This window comes from Reichenbachiella agariperforans (assembly GCF_900142205.1).
GTDB classification, from domain to species: domain Bacteria; phylum Bacteroidota; class Bacteroidia; order Cytophagales; family Cyclobacteriaceae; genus Reichenbachiella; species Reichenbachiella agariperforans.
Map to the genome: position 1 here is coordinate 50,889 of NZ_FRAA01000001.1, position 22,008 is coordinate 72,896.

A 22,008-nucleotide genomic window follows, 5' to 3' on the forward strand; every position below is an offset into this window, starting at 1 on the left:
AACAATGCTGTTCCACTATTACTAGCTCCTGCATAGACATTGATCTCTGGTGCTGTTATCTCAGCGGTGATTGGAAATGTAAAAGTCCCTTCGTCTGCATCATCACTGCTAATGGTCACCGTCTCTTCATAAGTCCCAGCCGCCGCTCCAGCTAAACTAACTGTAAAAGTAGCTGAACCATCTACTGCTACACTGCTGATCATGCTAGTCACCGAAAAATCGCCTGTCACCGTAATACTACTCACATTCAATACACTAGAACCTATGTTGGCTATGGTGATGTTTTCGGATAGATCTGTTCCCTCTATCACCGTCCCAAAATCCAAAGCATAACTAGTATTCCCATCCGATATTTCAGTCCCAGAACTATCATCTCCTTCGAACACTGCTATCTCTGGCTTAGTAATCACAGCCGATACAGGAAAGGTAAAAGTAGCCTCATCTGCATCATCGCTGTTGATCGTTACACTTGCACTGTAACTTCCCTCGATCACACCAGATAGATTGATCTCAAAAGTCTCCGTCTCTCCTGCTCCTACTTCGCCTGGTGCATTCTCTATACCGAAATCGCTACCTGTCACTGTGATATCACTGATAGACAATACGCTTGACCCAGTGTTTACGATCGCGATCGTCTGTATCAAATCAGTCCCCTCTACAGCAGTGCCCATATCGAGTACTTCTGTTTGATCGAAACTAAGTGCTGTACCTGTATCATCATCTCCTGCATATACACTAATCTCAGGAGTGGTGATGGCTCCCGTGATCGGGAAGGTGAATGTGGACTCATCCACATCATCACTCACGACTGTCACTGTAGCCGTATAAATCCCTACAGTAGCGCCCGAGAGTGTCAAAGTAAAAGTATCGTCATCATCTGCTGCTATTGCAGCAATGGCTGAACCTACAGTGTAGGAATTGTTGTCTACGGTAATCGAAGAAACATTCAACGCGATATTCCCTGTATTCTCGATGGTAAAAGTTGAAACCAAGTCCGAGCCGACTATAGCACTTCCCAAATCCACATGGTTGGTTTGCGCATCCTCTAGTGTCTCTTCATCAAACAATATGTCTATCTCTGGATCTGTGATGACACCTGAAACAGGAAAAGTATAGGTTCCCTCATTGGCATCATTGCTAACAATGGTCACGATCTCTTCGAAAGTACCACTGGTCGCACCACTGAGCGTCAGGGTAAAAGTTTCTGTTCCTCCTCCTGCTATATCTGTATTGCCAGTATTGATATTAGTAGTAATACTGACGCTGTAGTCAGTACCAGATACAGTCACACTACTAACAGACAGCTGTATTGCTCCTGAGTTGTGTATCGCAAAAGTAGTAACCAAGTCAGTCCCCAGTGCCTGAGATCCTAAATCTACCGTAGCAGACTGTGCATCTGCGATAGCTGTGCCAGTATTGTCCGTGCCTTCGTACACATCGATCTCCGTTTTAGCAAAAGTAATACGAGAGGTATTGTTACTGGTAGAAGTAGCAGTTGCACTAATCTTAGCACCAGCGGAGATATTTAGTCCACTGAGAACCCAATCTCCGTTAGTATCAGCTATTGCACTACCCAGCAAAGTATTGGCTTGATCACTGTTACAATCATCATCTGCTACATAGACCTCCACGACATCTCCTGATTCAGAAGTACCACTAATCGAACCTGTACCTGCCCCTTCCGTGATATTGGCAAAAACCGGAACAACCTTATTTCCATTCGCACCTGCATCTATTCTTAGTCCAATGCTATTACAGAATATGCTATTGGACCGCACGGCATTACCACTACCAGAAGTAACATATACCCCTGTAGAGTTATAAGCGATGATATTGCCTTCTCCTTCCTCACTCCCACCTACGTGGACATTGCTCCCATCAATACTAATACCTCCACTGCTGTTTCCTAGACTCAGTGTCCCATCGAGGTTAGTGCCTATGGCATTGCCGACGATAGTCGCACCAGATGTTCGTATGAGCAATCCATACGAATTATTACCGGATATGATATTACCTATTTCTGATTCTCCATTACCGATACTAGCTCCAGTTCCTCCTCGCAAATAAATTCCAGCATCATTAGCCAATTTGGCCGTGGCATCTGCATTGACACCTATATAGTTGCCATCAATAGTCACATTATTAGCATCTACCAAAATAGCGTTACCCGTATTTCCCGAGATCACGTTGCGCCCCGCCAAAGTACCATCACCGATGGTTGAGCCATTTCCATTCCTCACAAAAACAGATGTCCCTTGATTAGGGATGGATGACATACCTGTAATATCTGTCCCTATATAGTTGCCGAGCAATGTAGCATTGCCGTCTAATAAAATACTGGACAAATTACCAGAGATCAAGTTTCCTTCCCCAGCAGTAGTACCTCCTAATACATTGCCTGATGTGCCACTCGAAAATACGATAAGTGTTCCCGTATTGGCGTTAGCGGCAGTACCTGCTGCATTCGTCCCGATCTTGTTGCCTTTGATTGTATTGTTATTGGCATTGACTCGAATAGCCGTCGCATTACCACTAATGACATTGCCTTTATTGATATCTCCGATTTGCGCTTGTGTCCCTGTAATCAAAATAGTCGATTGATTAGACGCGTTAAATCCAGTGATCTCTAACCCATAAATCTGGCAACCATTTGCAGCTAAGTTAAACCCACTACCATTACTCACTTTAGCTGATCCAGTCGCTATGATTGTTATTAAATTCGTAGAAGTCCAGCCCGTAGCTGTCGTCCCATCTATGATGATGGGCTGATTGAGGGCAGGAAGAGTAGCCTCTAATGTAATCTGCTCTGTCGCGTCCAAATCAAATGATATGATATGTGGAACAGCTATGGTAGCAGAGCTATTGGCATTTGCGTTAACAATAGCTTGTCTCAAGGTTCCAGTCCCTGCTCCTACAGCAGGGTTTATACCTCCATTATCTCCCGTAGAAGTCACTACAAGTGATGGGGCGGCAGCTGGGAATAGATAGCTATCCGCCCGCGTGGCAGACCATGAAATCATGAGGCTAAAAAAAGTAAGGGAAAGTAAATATTTGGTCATAGGTTCTATTTGATTTTATGTTTTCCAATCCATGTAAGTATCTACCAAAGGCTGGCCAAGACTTACATTTCAAATAACGCATAAAACTATCTAAATCGTATCCTATTCATTAGAAATAACCTTATACAAAGCTTATACAAGGACTACTTTGCTAAGAATAATTCTGGATAAACCGTATGAGATCCGTATCCTTGTCGAGCTGTAGTTTCTTTTTTAAACGATGACGCATCACTTGTACACTGGTAGGCTTCACATTGAGCAAACTGGCTATTTCTTTGGTGGACAAATTGATTTTGATATAAGCACATATGCGCAAATCATGCGTCGTGAGTGCAGGGTATCTATTGAGCAAAAGAGATAAAAAACCAGTATGTACCTTTTCGAAGTATTCTCTAAACTGATTCCAATCTCTTTCCTTTTGGTTGTCACTCCTGAGAACCTTACGTAGCAGCTCTTCACTACCTGCTAAGCCATCAGTAGATTCTAGCCCTGCTTTGATCTGCTCGATTACTTCTCTTTTTTGGGCTACCTCCATCGCCGTGGAAAACAACTCCTTGCCAGTCTGCTCCAACTCGTCTCCCAACTTTTGAGCTCTGGCTTGCTGTCGTGTTCTTTCATTTTTTTCAATCTGGAGTGTAGCTATCGTGTGACTGTATCGCTCTACTATAATGTAGGTCAAAAATAGCATCTCCAACATCACTCCTGCTCTGAGGTAATTGAAATCTAAAAATTCATTTCCGATCAAACCAGATGTACTCAGTGAATACAAAATGATAGAGCCACACAGCGCAGACAATCCAATGAGATAGTTTCTGGCTATATGATTACCTCGTCTCCAGATGTATATTCCCATCAAAAGCATCAAACCATTGTCAAATATAGATACCAAGACACTCAGTTGAACCACCCAAACTTCTCTAACCAATAGTGACATGGCAAACAATGAGATTAAAAAACCTATGATTAACCTAATCGGTGTTATCAATCTAGGAGCAAAGGATTTCACCTCCAAAAAACCCAATGAAGACAAAGCAAAAAAGACCTGTGTCAAAAACAACATGGAAATATGTGGTACGGCATGCAGCAACTCTCCTTCAGGGTAGAAAACAAGGTCTAGACGATTACGAAAAAAGGCAAACAAAAAACTACACCAAGTGAACATTGCATAGTACAGATATATTCTTTCTTTGAGCCGGACATAGAGGATCAAAGTAAAGAGCGTAATGACTAACATAAACCCTAAGAAGAAACCGAACTTAACTACATCCTGTAGCACATATCGGTCCCTAGCATCTTGTGTATACAAGCGAACGGGAAAAGTTGCATTGTACACGGGTTGTATATTTAGAAAGTATGAATGCGGAAGCGAATCAGTTAGTAAAACAGGCAGTGTATGATAATAGGCCTTTTCCTGATTTTCATCTCTCGTTTGATCACCGACAACTCCTAGCAAAACCAATTTCCCGTCTACCTCTTCATACAAACTTATTGAGTCTAGTACTGGAAAATTAACCTGTAACGAATACCTGATAGGGTCTTTCTGTTTCTGCTGTAGCATAAATCGAAAACAGAACTGATCTGTGGAAAGACCGAAATTCATTTTGGAATTTTTGACTGGAACGAACCCTAAACTATCCGCAGCGAAATCGCCAATCGTCGTATACCTAGCCTTTTGGCTGATACTCGAAACAGCATTAATATCCCAACTCCCTTCCCCTTCTAAAACTAGTGTTTCTTGGCACACACACGGTTGTACTAAAAAAAGTACAGCTACTAATCCTGCAATAATATGTCTTCGCATTCGATGCAAAGCACCTGTAACAGCAAACAAAAAAAACTTCGTATCAATCATCAAGCCCAAATATACCTACTACCCATTTGTTGAGAAAGATAATCTAATCAGGCTACTTACTAAATTCATGAACACTGATCGTTTAAAAAAATGACCAATCAGTGTTCATGAAAGTTAGATTTACCATAGGGGGAGTGGTATTATTTAATAAATCTAAGGTTTAGATTTTTACAATACGCTCTTGGCTTACTCGGTTGTCCCCGTCGTACATCTCCAAAAGGTAAACTCCCGCTCTGACCTCTGCTATATCTAGCTCGAAGACATTGTCTCCATCAGGCATGACCGTCCACTCCTTAACGATATTTCCACTGAGGTCAATCAAACGCAGCGCTAACTCATCTTTGAGTTCGATAGGAAAGTTGACTTGAAAAAACTCCTTCGTAGGATTTGGGTACAGTCTCATGTCTTCCTTTTCGACTACCAACCTAAACGACTGACTGACCTCATGCCAACCATCCTGAGCCACTAGCGCCACAGTATCCACTCCTTCGGCAGTTCCTTTGATAAACAGATCATTGTCATCCGTGAGGACAAACTGTGCTACAGCTGATGAGTCGACTGTCATCATCAGGTCATGACCATCGGCATCTGTAAAATAATCACCGAGTGATAGAGACTCTTTGAACTCACCATCCATACTCACATAAATTTCTCCAATGGTTTTGGTAATGATAGGTCTAGTATTCGCTACTAGATCAATAGCTGTTTGTACTTTCCCCCCTTGACCATCGGTCACTGTGATCTGTAGCTGTCCTTGACCAAACTGCGTCCCCCAGAGTGTCAATAGACCATCTTCTAGTGTTCTGTTTAGATAGCCCACAGTAGCAACTTCATAACTCAACACATCCTCATCTGCATCGCTAAAATAAGTCCCTAGGTCTACGCTCACAGTATCCTCTCCAATAGCGATCAATCTAGCCTCCAAAGCCTCTTCGTGTACTGGCTCTTGGTTATACACGACCAACGCTACTGGCACGACCAAGCTATCGTAGTAGGGATCATTGGACAACAGTGTGAAATAGGACGAATACTCTCCTATTTCCATATCCATCGTAGAGATAGCCAAGTCATAACTAGCCGTAGAATCTGCCTGTAGATATGAACTATCTTTCACCATACGCATCCATGTCACGCCATCTTCAGGGATCAGTTGATACATGACCGTATCATTACCGACACTAGAGAGTTGATAGGTAGCCGATAGTTCCTCTCCTCGGTGGGATTCAAAAGCAAAACTAAAAACATCCATGTTCAGCTCGACAGAAGACCGCTGACCAGCTCCTGATAGACCGACTGTCAACACTGGCATATCAGGATCATTGGTAGACCAAGTCATTTCACCTGTATAAGTAGTAGGCTCAGTTGGGACGAACTGGATGGGAATAATCTTCGTTTCCTCGATACCGATGCGAACCGAATCGTTTGCATCATCTACCAACATAAATCCTGACACACGCTCATCCAAATCCAGAATCAATACATCCTTACCTATGTTTTGAACCTGTAGCTCGACATAAGTAGTATCATAGATTGTACTCAACCCGAAGTTTAGCTTATCTATATAGTCCCCCACTTGCGCATTGTTACCCGTGACGGTAAGTGCCAGTGGTATCTGGACCGATGGGTTTGACTGATCCGAACTATTGACCCATAAATCTGAGGTGTAGACTCCATTGTTAAGATTAGAAGAATTGAACTCAATACTTACTTCGATATTTTGACCTGGCGCTAACACAGTATCCTGCTGCGTGATAGAAAACACACTACTTGAAACCCCTGACTCAAATGCCAAAGCAGTCATCTGAGTTCCAGCATAACTAGTCGCCAAGGCTCCCAAACTTTGGGTCATCCCAGTGTTAGTATCAACCATTCTAAGTTCTGCACCGTTGGCATTGGAATAGGCGGCCATGTAAAAAGCCTTAGTTTTAAAATCATACGCCAAATCTTGACCAAACACAGCGTCAAACCCGATGTAACCAACCAGAGAAGCAGCACCTGTACGTACATCAATCTCATATAGGTTATCTTCTAAAGTATAACCATACATCTGACCCGATTCACCCATCGCGATCCCTATCATATTACTTGTCCCAAAATAACCAACGTACTCTGTCGAAAAAGTAACAGGGTCTACTAAGTACAATCCTGTCTCCGTACTCGCATACAAGCTACCTGTCACTGGGTCTTTAGTCAGCCCCGTCCAGCTACCAACCGATGGAAATTGGAAAATAGTATAACTGGTTTCTTCGATGACATCCACCAAACTAAGCCTACCCACATAATCCAATACGTACATCTGAGTACTCGATCCATATACAAACTCAGCTGCCAAAGTAGTATTATAGCCAGCAGAAATAATTTCGTTAAAATCCTCAGGATGGTTAGTTGTACTGTACCCTAGAAGGTTGAAGTCAGTGTAGGTAACAATCGAGCCATAAAAAGTCGTACCGATTGATGATTCATCCATCATTCTACTTGACACTTGATCACTACTTGTAGGCTCTCTATAAGGTGCTATCCATGGGTTATCCTTTGACTCACCTTCACTGGCTATTTCGTTTATGCTATTGAGGCGAATCGGATTCAGATTGGACTCAAAAGAAACACTAGCGGACTGAAACGAGAGAGATAGAGAATCAGACCCCGTATTAGACACCCTAAAAGTCTGATCGATACTATCGTTGACGACCAGAACTTGCGCAAGCTCTGTCACACTGACCGAAATTTGAGCTGCTGATGCACGCCCGTTCCCGATCGCTACAAACTGATACACTGGCGCATTCGCACTATTGTTATACACGGTGATCATGGTAGTGTCTACATCTATCCTTGTTGGCTTATAGAGTAACTTGAATTGGTCAGAATAATCATACGGATCGACCGATGTTGGTGCGGGCAACAACTGATAAGATGCTAACCCATCCAAATGCGCTATTGAGAACAACTCAAGATACAACTCGCCCTGACCTAACTGCCATTGGTTTTCATCAGACATAATTAGTAATTGTGAGATCACTAGATTACCCTCTTCCCATGTAAAAGCTAAATCTGTCACTTCGGTAGTCACGCCGTCTTTCTTTCTAACCAGTTTAGCACGCAATACCTCCTCTATGTCTGTGATGTTGACCGTGAGGCGTTTCGTACTGCTTCGATAAGAAACTTCATTGTTCAATGCCAAACTAGTAGCCTCATAGTATGGAAACAACAGTTCAAACTGTGTACTAGCCGAACGTATCGAGTCTACCGTTAGGATACCTAAGCTGTCGTTTTCAAACCAAACGCTTCTTTGATTGACTTGTGTAAGAAAAGTGGTATCCATCATCAAGGTGTCACTATATACCGCTATACTAGATGGAGCATCCACAAAATAGGATATCTTCAACTGGCTAACTGGGTTAATCGTATCATTGCTAGATACCGTCAGATAATCTGTATAATACCCACCCAAGTCATCCATCACATGATACACGAAAGGTATTTCTAAGGAATCTCCTGGTTGAACCAATCCACTCGTTAGCGCTGGATCGATTCGCTGCTGCGGGTGAACAAACCGTACGGCCAACCCATCTCTGACATAATCGGTATTGAATGCCACCTGTAGCCCCCGCGCTCCTGACTCATCCTCGATACCCACTGTTACATTTTCCGTAGTGCCTTGCATCTCCTCGTAGTAGAAGACAATCTCTCCCGACGCGAACAATTGTATCTGAAAAGTAAAAACTCCTGTCTGCTCATAATCAGGTACTGCATCGAACTGAACTGTCAAATGATCGTCGGTCAGTACATAATAGATGCTCCCTCCTAGATTGGGAGATAAATCTTTCCAAAAAGCAGCAATTAGTCCATTGGGTGATGCACCGCTTGGTATCTGCGCATTGACTGGATTGTTTACGTGATCATCAAAAGACAACACTCCGTTCGCACCAATCGATATACTTGATTTTCGCAATCCGTAGAAAGGAAACTCAAATGGCAAATTAATCATGACCGAAGCATCATCTTCTAAATCAACCTCTACACCTGTAGTAGTAATGTCTTGCCACAGGTAATCAGGCCCTTCGTCTTCATCACTATCCATAAAAGCATACCCAAAAATATCCACCCCAATCCCCTGGGATACAGGGTAGCCTACTCGACTATCAACCTGTCCTTTGGTAGGGATGGCCGAAAAAGATAAAGGAGTATGCTCTTCTGCTTTGAAGTTTTGCGTCAGGTGCTGTGTATGAAACGTTCCAAATTGGAACGCCAAGTCTGCCTCACCCTCATTATGAATATAAAATGACGAAGCGACCTGTCCTTGATAGTTTGCAAACAACGAAACACTATCTGGGTTTAGTCGAATAACACCTGGTGGAACTACCTCGGCGGATAGTACAACCTCCCGGTTCTGCACATCAGTGACATTTTTAATTGTAATGGTTTCGAAGTAGTGACCTATTTCATCTCCTGTAAACTGAATCAATCTTCCTGTCGTCTCAAAACCACCTGTCAAAAGGCTATCATAGTACGTGGTTTCAAAGTTCCCCAAACTGTCACCAGCGAGATAGTAATACGTCGCTCCACTCCCTTGATTGAGAATTCGTAACATAGCATCTGCAGTATATCCTATAGTCACACTACCAAAATCTAAGGTATCGACTGCTACAAGGTCTGACACGCCATCGCTGAAAACATCCAGCTGCATAGTTCTTGTGACAACTCTTGAATCTCCACTATAGGCAGTGATTCTCGCAGACTTCAGCGATTCTTCTGTCTCGTCCGAAGAGATCGTGGCAGTAATCTCGTTAGTCGCACCTCCTTCGAGGTTCTCCATGGAGTAGCTAGATAATTCCAACCAGTCGACATTGGAGTGCGCAATACCACCAGCGACATAGTTGAGCGCATTGACCACTATTTGTACCCCATCAGTAGAGCTGTCCCAGTTGTAGCCACCATAACTATCTGAAACAGGGTAAAACCCTAGATCAACCAACCTCGCATGCGGCAACTCTTTGGCTACTATGAGTGGTGTACCATCCGACCATGATGCAACCAAATCAACATCTGGTTGGAGATCATCTACCGTTGCATTATATCTAACTGAAGATATTCCACCATTGAAAGTATTGACGCCATTCATTAGCAAATGATCTGGTAAGTGTACAGTCCCCATGGAGATGTTGTCATAATTCCATAACACTTGCAGATTTTGATTGGAATAGACCGAATAGGTTTCGATCTCATCTCTCCAGCGCCCCCCCATCGAACGGTTAGAGGATTCGTACAGCGCCGAAACCACCCCTCCTCCTAAATCAACATAGTCAGCCAAAACATCACCAAGTACATCTGCGTTCTGATGACCATTTTTGTCATATAACAAAACAGCGTCATACTGTTTCATATCATCTATATCGAAGTAAAAACCATAATTAGAATTGACATAACCTACATAGCCAAAAGACTCAGAGGCGATCAAATAATCTACTACACTCTCCACTGCGGAACTATAATCAGATGAGATAACCAAAACACTCTTTCCGCCCAAGGATTGAAACCCTCCAGCTAGTTCCTCTGGAGTAACCGTGTGTGCAGCTATGGTCTTGCCGTTATTTGTCGTTTGAGCTGGAGCTTTCAATCCTCCCTCATAGACACCACTTTGAATTCTATAAGACTCAATACCCGCCGCAAGATAGCGGTACGGAACAGCCTCCTCTACCACTAGACGATAAGACAGCGCATCAGTACCGAGATTGGACAATGTCACTGATCTATCCTTCTTTTCTCCCACAGCTATCGTATCGATAACGTAGGTCTCTTCAAATTCTAAAATTGCTGAAGCAACCCCAGATGCTTTGACTGCAATTTCATATACTGCATGGGTCTTATCATTAGTAGATATAGACAACATTGCCTCTAATTCTTCGATTTCAGTAGGTGTGTAAACTACCTCTATTACTCCATACTGTTGAAACCCTACCGTATCAGTAAAGCTCACAACCTCAAAACCTGCACTACTTGAAACTGTCACCTCATCTAGTATCAAATCCTCACTACCAATATTAGTGAAGAACAAATAAGCATGACCCGTACTCCCTACTGCCACATTTTCGAAGCTCAAAGTATCATTGTTCGATTCAAATCTCGCACTAGGCAGCACGGTAAGATTAGTAGGTATATCAATCACAGGTAGATCAGGATCATTGCTGAGCACCTGTACGTTGTAGTCGTACTCCCCGAAATCTAACCCGTAGGTATCAAACGGAATAGTATTCACTTCACTAAGCGAAGGTTCTAATTCATAACTTCCATCAGATTCTACTGTTTCAATGAACCTCTCCATGATAGATGACATATCATCATTGTCCACATATCCACCACTAGCACTGGCAAACAATAGATAATAGAGTCTACTTGTACCTGACAATTCATACACGGTGTGTTCATCACTATCACTATATGTATCAAAGCTGTGGTATACAGAACCATTATTTTCTACGATAATGAGATGGTTCACTGATGGATCAGAGGTGCTATACACTCGCTTAACAAAGCCGAGATACTCCTTGCTCCCAACTCTGTAGGATAAAACTGCACCATCTACACTGCCCGAACCATCTGCTCCGAGCCCTCCATTTATACCAAAAGTTTCTAAGTCGCTATAATCTGCCGCGAAGACAAATAAACCTGGGTATTTTGCGGTAAAATAATTTTCATCTTGGAGATAATAGCTAGTTAGAATCTCACCATTAGTATAACCAATAGGCCCTCCTATGGAAGTATAAAGCCTATTACCCGTATCATACATATCTCCACCCCCATCACTAATGGAACTCCCTGTTTCTCCATTCGTGAAATCATATCGATTAGGAATCAAAGAATTGATCTCCGTATATGATTCATCTAATGCAGATAAAACGTCTTCCAAATCCGTATTTCGAGTACCAGCTGCCATCAATCGATCAATGGCTTGTGAGCTGTATGGCAGCCCTTTGATCTCCAACAAGTCCAATTCCTCCTTCGACTTAGTCGTTTGCGCAGTTCCCATATAAGTCTCAGAGGTCGATTCTACAACTACCTCAGTGCTATGTGGATCATTAAGAAATGAATAAAACAGTGAACCCAGACCGCTATTCTCTACATTGATCGCTACAGAGTCTACTTGAGACTCATATAGGGTCATGACGATCTGATCCAAATCCACAGAAATTTCTGGAGCCAATAGACCTATCACATGCACCTCTACTAATAATGAAGGTTCGACAGGATCATTAGTACCTATTGCCAACGAAGTTCTAAATGAACCTTCCTCAGTTAACAAAAGACTAAATGGAACTTTGATAGAACTATATGCTGCTACAGAATATGCTTTATTTTCAATCTCAAATCGATCGTCGAACGCATTGATCATGTCAATCTCTAGTATACCCGATCCAGTATTAGAAATTTGTAAAGAGTCTTCATAGAGATGATCCACATAGGCATCTATGGTGATAGTATTAGATAGTTCCATACGAGACTCACCAGCTATAGTCGCATTGATTTCAACTGTGGCGTTACTATCCGTTATAGCATTAGAACTAATCATCCATCTATCAGTATAGCGATTGCCTTGGTCTAATCCATACAAATCATAAAATATCGGGATAGTTGCCGTTTCACCAGCAGCTAAATAGCCAATTGGATAATTGTACATATAGGTAAAGTCTTCATAGATATCAAAGGCTACCAATTTGCCATATTGATTCATAGCCGTCCACATTTTCTCACCATCGAATGACAACCCATCGGTATTCGATACCTCCTGCCCTGCTACCTGATACAGGCGGTTTTTGTGCGAATAAGATTCCTTTTCATATACATATAAATAGCTTGATTGCTTAATATATAAGGAATTGGCTACTATCGAAAAGGCCGGATCAGTACTACTCCTACTTATCGAATAACTTAACAACTCTTCCCCCGAATCTTTATCAAACTGATACATCGTATAATTTGACTGGATCCAAAGGCCTGACTGATCTACTCCAATGTTATTATCATAATACCTACTCTGTAAATTCAGATAATCAATCCCCCCAGTTGTCAGATTGTACTTAACAATTCGACCTTCATACGCATCTTGTTCATACAAGAACGCTTCATCTGCGGCAATCGCTACCGACTGTATCGCAACGGATTCTATGGTATCCAAAACTGTTTCACTACTCAGATCGTACTTCAGTATCAAATTAGAATTTTGATCCGCTACCCATAGATGGCTGCCGTCCCATGCCAAATCCATCACCTCTTCTACAGGGCTATCTACACTGGTTTTGTAGCTCCCGATAGATGACACTTCATCCTTTTCACTTTCTGACTTTGCGTCTACCGACTGGTCTTCCAATGGGTCAAAAACTTGAGCGCTTTCCGCACTGACTAAATAATTCAAAAGGTCTTCACCGTCATTTGTAATGGTAAAGAAGACCTGTCCAGATAGAGGGTCGTCTTCATCAATATCAATCGTGGTAGTATTCACATTCAGTACCGGGGGCAGTGTCGATTTCCCTTTACCTACCAAGACTACCTTGTGGTGCGTGATCGCTTCATGGTCTGTTTGAAACAGAATAGAATCCACCCACGAACCTGAGGTTTGTGGGGAGAAAGCTACCTCAAAACTCTGAAATGCCCCAGGAGCTAAAGTCAAGGGATCAAAAGTAAAACTATACTGATCACTCGCCATATTCGCTTCGAGCAGTTCAATGTATCCAGTCCCCGAGTTTTGTATGGAGAAGCTCAATAACTCCTGCTGTCCAGGGTACAAATCACTGAAGAAGACTGTATCTACAGAAGTCAACTCGGGTTGATCCAAGGTATAAACCGATATAGGCAGTCGGTAAGTCTGCAGACTAGATACCGAAGGGTAGCTAAACGTTAAGAAACTACTATTGCCTCCCCCCACATCAGCTGCACTTAAGGTAACAGGAACTTTTGCGGTCGTGTTAGCAGCTATTGTCACACTGGGTCTATCTACACTGATCCATGAGACTTCTGGCGTAGCGATCTTGACAGTGAGGTCAAACTCACTTGTGTTGACCAAGCGCACTACGACTTCACTAGTTTCCCCTATAGTCAATTCCCTACTGACAGAAGCTGGATCGATCTGCACACTTCCAGGGCCTGCACTTCCTGTCCCCACGGCATCAAGCGCACGCGAGGCGTTGAGTCGTCCTGTCCCGAGTAGCCCCGTATAGCCAAGGTTCAAATCATAAATATCGTCCGTCGTAGACAACAGTGCTTCAGCCAGCCCTTGTCTCGTAAGTCCTGACCCAAAAGCCTTTGAAACCAATAGTGCTGCTACACCACTCACATGAGGGCAAGCCATAGACGTCCCTTGAAAAAAACCGTAGCTATTCCCAGGCAGGGTACTCAAGACACCTTGATTGCTAATATCCGTCTCCCCACCGGGCGCTGATATATCCACCCAACTACCATAGTTAGAGTACCAAGATTTTCGATCTAGATGGTTCGTAGCAGACACCATAATTACTCCATCTATATCAGCCTTATAATCAAAACTAGTACTAGAGGAGTTACCAGATGAGAAAATAACTAGACCACCCTCCAAGCCACTATCTCTACCACCAGCCTCTGAAATATAATATTGAATGGCGTCATAGACAGAACCGTCATAACTACCACCTCCCCAGCTGTTGGATGAAATCACCGACCCCATGTCTGCTGCATAAATGTAAGAAGGTGCAGGGTTATAGATAGAATTGGATCCATAGTCATCTCCTAGTCGCATCATCATGATACGTACACCATCACTCGCACTAGTACCCCCTGCTACACCTGACACCCCAATACCATTGTTGTTCTCTGCGGCGATAGTACCAGATGTATGCGTACCATGTCCGTTATAATCCATCACGCTACTCGGATCTCCTCCTGCCACTGCTGCCGCAAAATTGTACCCATAGTAGTCATCTACATATCCATTGTTGTCATTATCGATATTATCACCTGGTATCTCTCCATTGTTAGTCCAAATCCTATTCTGTAAATCTGGATGGTACAGATCTATCCCCGAATCATGCACCGATACGATGACACGAGCATCTCCTGCCTCCGTCTGCCATGCATCGAAAAGTGAAATATCTGCCGAAATCAATCCGCCAGTTTGTCCAGTATTCTCATAGTGCCACTGCTCATCGAGACGAGGATCATTGGTAGACTGAACTGCATCTTCTGCACCAGTACTGTACACCTGAATCGGCTCGACAGCAGCTACGACTTCTATCGCCCCATATGCCGCCATGAGTTCTTCTATAGAAGTCTCTGCATCAACTCTGATATCATACCAGAGATCTAAACCATAAGCTTGATGTTTGGACTCAAATTTTCCAGCATACGGGAATACTCGTCGCATTTGCTGAGCAGAAAAGCGTTGGTTGACTTGATCTAAACCCACATTCCCTACCGACAAGTATGTACCTGTTGCTTGAAAACTGTTTTGCTGATTGTTCAGCTGTAGTTGATGATTTTTTTGGAACTTAACACGGACGACTTTATTGATTAGATCCGCAGATGAACTTTGTCCTGTAACAACAAAGTAAAATGCCATACATACGATGGCCAGTAAATATTTTCTCATAAAAATTGGTTGGAAAGACGTGACAGACTTTTTTCCTTTAACGTATTAATAAATAACATCGCAAAATAGTGACTTACGACAGAGTATTAACACTTTTTAAGAATTAATCCCCCTTGAAAACTACCCTAGTTATGACAAACTATATCACCAATCTATTTACTAACTGATAATCAATTCATTAAGCCAAAAGCATTACCAAAAGCATACAATTGTCAGTAACGGTTTATAGTGCTACTCTTTCCTTAAAAAAACATCAAAATGTAACAAGCCATTTGTTTTCTAGATATAAATAAAACTACTCTAGCTCTTGCAATGCATCAAAGACCAACTGAGCCACTGCTTTGGCTCCCTCTGGTTGGAAATGGGTGTTGTCATTTTTTCCTTCTGGGTAATTAGCAAATTGCCCCTCCTGTAGATTCATAAAATAGTGATCAGTCACATACTCCATACCCTTATCACTAAATGCAGACATGGAGCGTTGATTAAGATCTATGATCAAAACTCCGTATTCCTGAGCAACCTCTATAGCAGCAGTAGGATAGTCTCCATGTACATTACTAAGGCGTCCTTCCTCCCAAGGATAATTCCGCGCTACTGGGGTAAGAACGATAGGAATGGCTCCCTTTTGCAGACTCTGACTGATGTATAGCCTGAGAAACTCTTTGTAGCCCTCTACATCAACATAGCGTTCAGTCTTTTGTTCTGCAGCATCGTTGTGACCAAACTGCATCAGTACTAAATCCCCCTTTTTTAGACCATCATATATACTACGCCACCTGCCTTCTTGAAAGAAGGTTCGCGTACTCCTACCTCCACGTGCTCGATCATCGACAATCACACTATCTGTACTGATCAGACCTTTCACCAAGGGCAAGCTATCTGCTGCAAAAAAAGGTTGAAACACCTGACCCCAGCCAGTCAGAGGGTACCGTGTCGTTATATAACCTCCTTCATAGAGGTTATAATCAGCCATTGTCGAGTCACCTATCAGGTAAACAGTTGTCACCTTTTTTTTCATTCCACCAGCTGATAGCACCATCATTATTACTACCACGAGCATGCTCTTTTTCATCTTGCCTACCATATCAATAACTATCTTCTTTTGATCAGATTTAATTCTAAACTATCCAACTAAATTAGATACCTGTAGGTATTAAGGCTATTCAATTAGCAACCATTTCCTCCCATTTCACATTAGTCATCAAAAGCTCCGCAAAATGTAGCTTAGGTATTACTTCCAAACTTCAGAGTGATTTTACTCTGACAAAAAACTAATGAAAGGAAAAGAACTTATAAAAAAGGGATTGATGAGTATGGGAGGTATTGTGGCTATTCCGGATATATTCAGCAGGTGTAGTGCTGATGATTCTAGCCATAATCCCCAGCTCCCAGCGAAACAGCTGGTTTCTTTCCTATAAAAACGCCTGCTGATCTGGCAAGAGAAAATATCATCTCCGACAGAACAGGAGTTGCCTTACTGATCAACATCACTATACAAATGATAAAAAAATCCCGATACGACTTTAGGAAACCATCGAAGAAGAACCTACACAATCTCAACAGATAGAAAAGAGAGTATCATTAGAATTCATCAACCAATCATACCTTCTTCTACTAGCTTCTTGATAACGATCTCGGTCATCTCACTTTTAAATTTGAACTCGTCTCTGATATCTAACACATAAGCTTTTAGTCGAACGCGAAAAATCGGTTTCTCATGCTTGATCTCATTGATAAAAATGACTGCAATCGGTTTGTTCATGTAGACATACTTGGAGACCTGTGCTGACTGTGTAGCAATCTCGCGCACCTTGACAGTATCTACGTGGATAGGTAGATAGATCTCTGCGACCACCTGACAGTTGGGTTCTCCAGTGTTGGCATTGGAGACAGCCTTGTTCATAATTTCGCTATTGGGGATAGATACCAAACTATCATCAGGCGTCAGTATACGAGTAGATCTGAGTCCAATCTCTACTACCTCGCCATAGTGCTCTCCTACTTCGATCTTGTCCCCAGAGTTGAAGGGTCTATCGAAGAGAATCATAATCCCTCCAAATATATTCTTCAAGATATCCTGAGAGGCAAATCCTACTGCCACACCAATCGAAGCAGAAAAAGCCAATATCGTAGCAGCTGGTGGCTGAAACACCCCCATGATAATGATAATCAAAATAATGACCCAGCCAGCGATTTTGACCACTGGAATCAAACTCTTGATCGTGATACGGTACTGCGTACTCTTCTCTGCGAACAACTCTAGAATCCGCGAGGTAAACTTGATCACAAAGTAGCCCACGACCATAATCACGACTGCCCAAAAAATCTCAGAGAACGAAATCAATTCACTGATATCGGGAGGGTTATCTACGAGTTGTTTAGTCTTTTCTTTGACGGTCTGTGTAGGTGTTTTTGTACTATCCGATTTGTTCTCAGCGATCGTATCTTTCTTAGCCTCATCTGGATAGATCACACTGTCCAGCTGCATAAAAGCAGAGTCCAACCGGGTAGTATCTTGCGCATGAGCTACTGGTGCCATGAGACACAGGAGCCATACTAGTATCAACAATCGTTTCATCATCAGTGAATTAAATTCTTGGATTTTAGCAAATTGATCATGCCTCGGTAGACGATCGGATTAATCATATAAGTGGACTTTTCTTCGAATACTACTCCATCTTCTAGCAGTGCCAACAGCATGAGCTGACAGTGCGTCTGTGGTATATTCAGTACTTCACTGATCTGTGCTACGTTCAAGCCGTCATGCAGAATCAAGACATGGAGAATGTAAACCTTTTCCATAGACAATGCCTTTAGAAACCCTAAATTAGGGTTCTTAAAAGTCCCTATGGTAATCCTGTTATCTTCGATTTTTCTCGTAGACAACAACCAGAAAATCAGCGCCATACTTACGTTGCTTTTCGCAAATGAATTGAGCGAAGAAAAGAACTCCTGCTTCAACTTATCCTGCTGCTGAGCAGATGTCAACTTCATAAACTTCTTATCATTGGACCTCTCCTCTTCTACTTCGAATTGGATGTTGTAGCCACTGATTTTATTTCTCTTCCAGACGATATTGATAATCTGATCATTGGTCAGCTCCTTTAACTCGATGATATAAGAAAAATATTGATTAATCTGTATCGTCTGACTCAGGTAGTTCCAAGTATAGATCGTACTAGTCACCACCCAAAAGATGTGCTGCCCTGTTCGACTAATCAACTGATTGAGTCCGATCAAGGCCTGAAACCCATCCACCTTCCTCAAATACATTTTCTGAATATCCTCCAACACGATGACACGTTTAGGGCCTTGATGAAAATGACTAACCAGTTCGTCCATGTTCTGGATATTTTCCAACTGGAACAAGCGACACATCATCGTGATGAAATCGTCGTGACTATACAGATTCCCTTCTAGTGCATGTCGTGAGACCGAGTGTGTAAAACCTACCTCTTTGACAGCATAGTTCATAAAGGAAGTCAAGCCGCCCCATTTCTCTCCCAAAACCACAGTTGCACCATACCTGCCTAGTTTCCAGTTTTTAAAAGCACTCTGGAGCGCTTCATACTCCATGGCACGTCCTTCGAAGAGTTCGAGATCTTCGAGTGGCTCTATCTGGTATAGTCGCTGATAGATCAATGGCAGTTTGTCCAATGCCTGCTGCGACTCGTATAAGAAATCCGAAACCTGCTTGGTCAACTCTGGCTTATTGGCAGTGAGGATAAAACGACCACTCCATTTGCTCAATTCAGCTCTAAATACCGTATAATTCACTTTGGATTTCTCCCATAGCTGCAAAGCCACCCCCTTGATTCTGTCCTGAAGCTCTTCGCGAACCTGTACCGCTTGGCGTGCTGCCTTGGCCTTGGTGATTCGCATTTTGAGCTCTCTGGTATTTTCATTGTGTGTCAGTGCGGTGAGACTATCACAAAACTGCTGAACAGCTGCCTCCAAACCATCGCTCGTTTCTGATAGTGATAGTTGTAGTTTCTCCCTGATCTCTGATAGACGTGAAGATGCCCGCTGAAAACCTTCCTCGGCAATAAGAATCACTTCCTGATCTGACTTTTCATCATCCAAAGATGCAATCGCCGACGATAGACTAAACGTAATGATGTGATCAAGATCTTTGGTCTCATCTGCAGCTGATTCCAAGACACTGAACATCTGTGTCTTGAATCGTGCCAGTTCGTTTTGAAACACCACGAGTGTCTCAAAAGTGATCAGTTCGTCAATGGATATCTGATGAAAATCATCATGCTTGAGCGGTCTATCATAGTCACCAGACTTCAGGATGATATGCTCTTCGGACAGCTCAGACACGAGCTGAGACACAGTGACTTCCAGTTTATTGATATGGCCTACTATGTTTTGACTGGAAAGCTTCTCACTGAGCTGCGGTACCAAACTCTGATCCAGCTGCTTCACAGTCTGATAATGCAGGCGCTTCAGTTCCTTGAGGATAGATTCCTGTGGCTGACCTAATCCATCCAGTGCATCTGTAATGAATTGCTGTATCTTACCTATATCAGGATCGATATATTTGGTCAATTTCTGACGCTGTGCCTCCTGGTACTGTGATAGTTCTGCGAGAGTTTTCTGTTGTAGGATGTAAATATCAAGATCGGACCTCCAATCCTCGAACACTGCATAGATCGTATTCTTCCACTCGTACTGATGTCTAGACCAACTTTCGTGAGCATCCATCAACCACCCTGCTACTTTGGTGTCCGACAGTTTCCATTTGGCATACTCCCACGTGCCTGCACGCTCGTACTCCTGCTCGAAGGCCTTTCGTCGTGCTGCAAATATCTCTGCTATAATAGCTGGGGTCGATTCACTCCATTTCTTCTTGAATGCCAACACATGATCTGTCATATGTACGGAGCTAACTGCTGCATGTGTAGCATCCAAGGCCATGGTTTCTTGCCAAGCTTTGACGGTAAGGTATTCCTTGACCATTCCGCCAAAGAAATGATCAGTCAGCCCTTCTAGATCCTCTATCAGACGTGCCCCATAGTGTCTCTGCACCAAATTACGCATTGGTATAGTATGAGACCAATAGTGAAGCGCTCGTTTCTCCTTTCGAAACAAATTAACAAAGCGTCGAGGTAGCTGACCCAAAATCAACAAGCTGCGCTTACTCATCTTTAGTAATCTCAAAAAGATAGAATCCCCGACCAACGGATAAAATCGATCTCTAGACTGCTCATCCACCTGCTGTAGAGGACAACTCTCCATTTCAATCTCCCAAGCTTCAAATAGCTTAGGATAGATTTCTGCCAATGGTTTTTTCTCAGGTAAGTCCCAAGACTGATTGATGAGTTGATGCAGCTTCTCATTGCGAGCAGCGATACGCTGATGATCATCAGTAGCTCCTTCAACCTCTTGGATTTCAGCAGCAGCAATAATAGCTAACATGTGGTCACACTCTTGACTCATCTGGTCTTCCACTAGCCCCAGATAATGCGCTTGGTATAGCGTCTCTACATGCTCATATATTTCTTCGTTCGTCAGGCTCATTATATTGGTTAAAAGTTAGCTCCTACTTTTAGGAGCACTCATCTTGTAAAGTAATCCAATCCCTTGCTTTCTCAAAAAACGAATCAAGGAATAAAATTACGATCAGACGCAAAGTGATAGCAATACGAAGGATTCTAAAATACGGATAGGTTTTGTATCATTCTTTTTTCGATTGGCTTTTTCTTAAAGCAGATTTTTAACCACAGTACAAAGTAGAAACTAGCCCTAACCGAAAATAATGAACTGAAAATATTTTTAGATGAATCTAAAATAATCTTACATTTGCCTGAACAACAGGATGAATGCTTAGTTACGCAGAAGAAAATTATTTGAAAGCCGTCTACCACTTGTCTGACTCTGGTCAGCATGCGGTCACTACCAACGCCATAGCGGATGTCCTCAAGACGAAACCCGCTTCGGTCAGTGACATGATCAAAAAGCTGAGTGACAAAGGCTATGTCTCTTACAAAAAGTACAAAGGTGCCAATGTATCCATCAAAGGTGCAAAGGCGGCGTTATTGGTGATCAGAAAACACCGCCTCTGGGAAGTATTCTTGGTAGACAAGTTGGATTTCAAATGGGATGAAGTCCATGAGATCGCTGAGCAACTAGAACATATCAAATCACCGGTACTTGTTACCAAACTGGATAAATTCCTAGGTTATCCACGTGTAGACCCTCATGGAGATCCAATTCCTGACGAAAACGGAGAAATCGTCATCGGCAAGAAAGTCCCGCTGACAGAGGTCAAAATGGGCAAACAAGTCATCGTTACAGGTGTAGAAAATTCAGAATCTGACTTTTTGGCTCATTTAGACAAAATCAATATTTCACTCGGATCTAAAATCACCATCAAAGACATCAACACCTTTGATGGTTCTATGCAGATAGACATTATAGGCTATCCCACCATTTTCATCTCTAAACAAGTAGCAGACAACCTGCTCGTTACCGAATAA

General features: G+C 42.6%; 7 protein-coding genes. 1 reads left to right on the forward strand and 6 read right to left on the reverse strand.

The annotated features are described in order from the left end of the window. From BUB99_RS00185 to BUB99_RS00210, 6 genes are all read right to left on the reverse strand, one after another. Positions 1-3,059: beta strand repeat-containing protein (locus tag BUB99_RS00185; protein ID WP_170863693.1), on the reverse strand; the 3,059-nt coding region annotated here is incomplete at its 3' end. Positions 3,060-3,210: 151 nt separating this feature from the next. Then, on the reverse strand, positions 3,211-4,803 hold the full coding sequence (locus BUB99_RS00190; protein ID WP_170863694.1) for a 7TM diverse intracellular signaling domain-containing protein: 1,593 nt from the start codon (positions 4,801-4,803) through the stop codon (positions 3,211-3,213). A gap of 268 nt (positions 4,804-5,071) precedes the next feature. After that, positions 5,072-15,523 (reverse strand): S8 family serine peptidase, encoded by a 10,452-nt coding sequence (locus BUB99_RS00195; RefSeq protein WP_084190250.1) that lies wholly within the window; start codon positions 15,521-15,523, stop codon positions 5,072-5,074. A 295-nt stretch (positions 15,524-15,818) separates the two neighbouring features. Then, positions 15,819-16,595: a rhamnogalacturonan acetylesterase gene (locus tag BUB99_RS00200; RefSeq protein ID WP_221407471.1), complete on the reverse strand. Its 777-nt coding sequence runs from the start codon at positions 16,593-16,595 to the stop codon at positions 15,819-15,821. A 519-nt stretch (positions 16,596-17,114) separates the two neighbouring features. Then, complete coding sequence (locus tag BUB99_RS00205; protein WP_245816764.1) at positions 17,115-18,104, reverse strand: mechanosensitive ion channel family protein; 990 nt, start codon at positions 18,102-18,104, stop codon at positions 17,115-17,117. Then, entirely contained in the window at positions 18,104-21,049 is a 2,946-nt protein-coding gene (locus tag BUB99_RS00210) for a helix-turn-helix domain-containing protein (protein ID WP_073118344.1), read from the reverse strand. The genes BUB99_RS00205 and BUB99_RS00210 overlap by 1 nt, the downstream gene beginning before the upstream one ends. Before the next feature lie 302 nt (positions 21,050-21,351). Here BUB99_RS00210 and BUB99_RS00215 point away from each other — a divergent pair, with 302 nt between their 5' ends. Then, the gene (locus tag BUB99_RS00215; protein ID WP_073118346.1) at positions 21,352-22,008 is read left to right on the forward strand and encodes a metal-dependent transcriptional regulator; all 657 of its coding nucleotides are present in this window, start codon (positions 21,352-21,354) and stop codon (positions 22,006-22,008) included.

Excerpts from the sequence above, each read along its gene's own strand:
- BUB99_RS00200 (WP_221407471.1), bottom strand. The coding sequence starts at position 16,595 with ATGAAAAAGAGCATGCTCGTGGTAGTAATAATGATGGTGCTATCAGCT.
- BUB99_RS00215 (WP_073118346.1), top strand. The coding sequence starts at position 21,352 with ATGCTTAGTTACGCAGAAGAAAATTATTTGAAAGCCGTCTACCACTTG.
- BUB99_RS00195 (WP_084190250.1), bottom strand. The coding sequence starts at position 15,523 with ATGAGAAAATATTTACTGGCCATCGTATGTATGGCATTTTACTTTGTT.
- BUB99_RS00210 (WP_073118344.1), bottom strand. The coding sequence starts at position 21,049 with ATGAGCCTGACGAACGAAGAAATATATGAGCATGTAGAGACGCTATAC.
- BUB99_RS00205 (WP_245816764.1), bottom strand. The coding sequence starts at position 18,104 with ATGATGAAACGATTGTTGATACTAGTATGGCTCCTGTGTCTCATGGCA.